At 67.4% G+C, this 3,180-nt stretch carries 2 protein-coding genes and 2 pseudogenes; all 4 read left to right on the forward strand.

Annotated features, from left to right (window positions below; genetic code table 11):
* A pseudogene (locus QZ772_RS07645) lies at positions 1-449 on the forward strand (trans-aconitate 2-methyltransferase); the annotation flags it as partial.
* Positions 446-1,471 carry an aldolase/citrate lyase family protein gene (locus tag QZ772_RS07650; RefSeq protein ID WP_295524462.1) on the forward strand — a complete coding sequence of 342 codons (1,026 nt, stop codon included), beginning with the start codon at positions 446-448 and terminating at the stop codon, positions 1,469-1,471. The pseudogene QZ772_RS07645 and the gene QZ772_RS07650, both read left to right, overlap by 4 nt.
* 31 nt (positions 1,472-1,502) lie before the next feature.
* On the forward strand, positions 1,503-2,087 hold the full coding sequence (locus QZ772_RS07655; RefSeq protein ID WP_295524463.1) for a hypothetical protein: 585 nt from the start codon (positions 1,503-1,505) through the stop codon (positions 2,085-2,087).
* 147 nt (positions 2,088-2,234) lie between these two features.
* Positions 2,235-3,180 (forward strand): annotated as a pseudogene (locus tag QZ772_RS07660) (aconitate hydratase B); the annotation flags it as partial.

The following is a 3,180-nucleotide window of genomic DNA, read 5'->3' on the forward strand; positions in this document are numbered from 1 at the left end:
AGGAGCTGCTGCCGCGGCTCTTCTCCTTGCTGGCGCCGGGCGGCGTGCTGGCCATCCAGATGCCCGACAACCGCCAGGAGCCCACGCATCGCCTGATGCGCGAGCTGGCCGGCCGTGCGCCCTGGGCCGCGCACATCGGCGACGCCGACCGCGTGCGAACCGAGTTGCTCACGATCGGCGGCTATTACGACCTGCTCGCGCCCGCGGCGGCCGACGTGGACGTCTGGCATACGGTCTATCAGCACCGCATGGCTTCGGCGGGTGCCATCGTCGAATGGGTCAGCGGCACGGGACTGCGGCCTTTTCTCGATCCGCTCCCGGCGGACCTGCGCGCCAGCTACCTGAAGGCCTACGAGCAGGGCGTCGACGCGGCCTATCCGGTGCGCTCCGACGGCCGCCGGTTGCTGGCTTTCCCGCGCATGTTCATCGTGGCGCGCCGTCCCGCATGAGTGCCGATTCCATGGCCGTACGACGCTCGGCCCACCCGGCGGAGGTGCTGCTCGGCGCCCAGGCCGGCGCCGTCGCGCTGCCTGTATGCGACCACTACAGCGGCGTCGAGGCCCGCATGCGCAAGAGCCTGGCGCTGCAGGCCGAGATGGCGGCCGAATTCGGGGCCTGCGTCTTCGATGTCACGCTCGACTGCGAGGACGGCGCTCCCGTCGGTGGCGAAGCGGACCATGCCCGGCTCGTCGTCGAACTGGCCCGCAACGCAGCTGCCGGCATGCGCGTGGGCGCTCGGGTTCATCCGGTCGACCACCCCGCGTTCGAGGCCGATGTCGACACCATTGCCGGCCAGGCCGGCGATCGCCTGGCCTACCTGATGGTCCCGAAGGTCGAACAGCCGGCCGACGTGGCGCGCGCCGTGGCCGCCCTGGACGCAACCGGCGCGACCAGCTTGCCCCTGCACGTGCTCATCGAGTCGCCGCTGGCGGTGCACCATGCCTTCGACATCGCCGCGCATCCGCGCGTGCAGTCGCTCAGCTTCGGCCTGATGGACTTCGTCTCGGCCCATGCCGGCGCGATCCCGGCCGAGGGTATGGGCGCGCAGGGCCAGTTCTCGCACCCGCTGGTGGTCCGCGCCAAGCTGGCCATCGCGAGTGCCGCCCACGCCTTTGGCAAGGTCCCGTCCCATTGCGTCGTGACCGAGTTCAACGATGCGCAGGCCATGAAGAGCGCCGCGCGCCGGGCGGCGCGGGAGTTCGGCTACACACGGATGTGGAGCATCCATCCAAACCAGATCCGACCCATCCTCGAGGCCTTCGCGCCGGACGAGGGTCAGATTCAAATTGCTACACAAATAATAGCTTCAGCACAAGAAGCAGATTGGGCGCCCATCAGCTTTGATGGCACATTGCACGACCGCGCGAGCTACCGCCACTTCTGGCAGGTGCTGATGCGCGCACACGCCACCGGACGCACGTTGCCGGACCGCGCTGCCGGCTGGTTTGCGACCGACAACGCGTCCACCTGAACTCCGCCATCCAAGGAAGGTTCCTCTCACCATGAACAAGACCCTCGCGTTCATCACCGCTGCCGCGCTCGCGCTGCCGCTTTCCGCGCTGGCCCAGACCAGCGGTAACGCCGACAAGGCCGCCACCAAGGCCAAGCCGGCCGCCAAGGCCGCGTCCAAGGACAAGGTCGTGCACGTCAAGGGCAAACAGCACCTCAAGGCCAGCGCCGTCAAGGCGGTGGAAGAGACCACGCCCGTCGCCGACGATGCGGTGCTCACCGACAACGACATCGAAGTCGCCAAGCGCGTCTTCACCGGCAAGATCCAGTGCGAACTGGGTGCCGACGTGACCGTCACGGCCGACGACGCCAAGCCCGGCTTCTTCACCGTCAGCACCAAGGGCGCCAAGTACCGCATGCACCCGGTGGAAAGCCGTACTGGTGCCATCCGCCTGGAGGACAGCCATGCCGGCGCGATGTGGCTGCAGCTGGGCAACAAGTCCATGCTGATGAACCAGAAGCAAGGCGTGCGCATGGCCGACGAATGCCAGGCCGCCCCGCAGGTCGCCTTCGCCGAAGAGATGAAGAAGAACCCGCCCAAGGCGCTGTTCGAAGGCGCCGACGCGCCCAAGAAGTAACCCACAGCCCGGCTGGTCACCGGCGCGGCTCTTGCTTGGAGCCCAGCGCCGTGGCCACCGTCGGCGCGCAGGCCCTGGGAGGGCTCGAACCCCTGCGGCTGCCGGCGTGAATGGATGCTGTCCGAACGTTTTCCGGAGAAAAGAAAGATGTTGCAAGCCTACGTTGACCATGTCGCCGAGCGCGCTGCGCTGGGCATCCCCCCGCTTCCCCTGTCGGCCAAGCAGACCAGCGAAGTTATCGAACTTCTGAAGTCCGCTACCGCCAAGGATGGCGAATTCCTGCTGAACCTGCTGACCTATCGCGTGCCTGCCGGCGTGGACGATGCGGCCAAGGTCAAGGCCAGCTACCTCGCGGCCATCGCCCATGGCACCGAGAAGAACGCCCTCATCAGCCGTGCGCACGCCACCGAGCTGCTGGGCACCATGCTGGGCGGCTACAACATCGGCCCGCTGATCGACCTGCTCAAGGACGCCGAAGTCGGCGCCGTGGCGGCCGAAGGCCTCAAGAAGACGCTGCTGATGTTCGACCAGTTCCATGACGTCAAGGAACTGGCCGATGCCGGCAATGCCAATGCCAAGGCGGTGCTGCAGAGCTGGGCAGACGCGGAGTGGTTCACCAGCCGCCCGGAAGTGCCCCAGAGCATCACCTTCACCGTCTTCAAGGTGCCCGGCGAGACCAACACCGACGATCTTTCGCCGGCCCCCGACGCCACCACCCGCCCCGACATTCCGATGCACGCCCTGGCGATGCTGAAGAACAAGCGCGACGGCGCGCCTTTCGAGCCCGAGGAAGACGGCAAGCGCGGCCCGGTCAAGTTCATCCAGGAGCTGGTCGCCCGCGGCCTGCCGGTGGCGTACGTCGGCGACGTGGTCGGCACCGGTTCCTCGCGCAAGTCGGCCACCAACAGCGTGCTGTGGTGGACGGGCGAAGACATCCCCTACATCCCGAACAAGAAGTTCGGCGGCATCTGCCTGGGCACGAAGATCGCCCCGATCTTCTACAACACCATGGCAGACGCCGGCTCCCGGCCCATCGAGCGGGACGTGAGCCAGATGAACAAGGGTGACACCGTCGAGCTGCGTCCCTACGAAG

Origin of the sequence: uncultured Pseudacidovorax sp., from assembly GCF_913773995.1 — a bacterium.
Classification (GTDB): Bacteria; Pseudomonadota; Gammaproteobacteria; order Burkholderiales; family Burkholderiaceae_C; genus Xenophilus.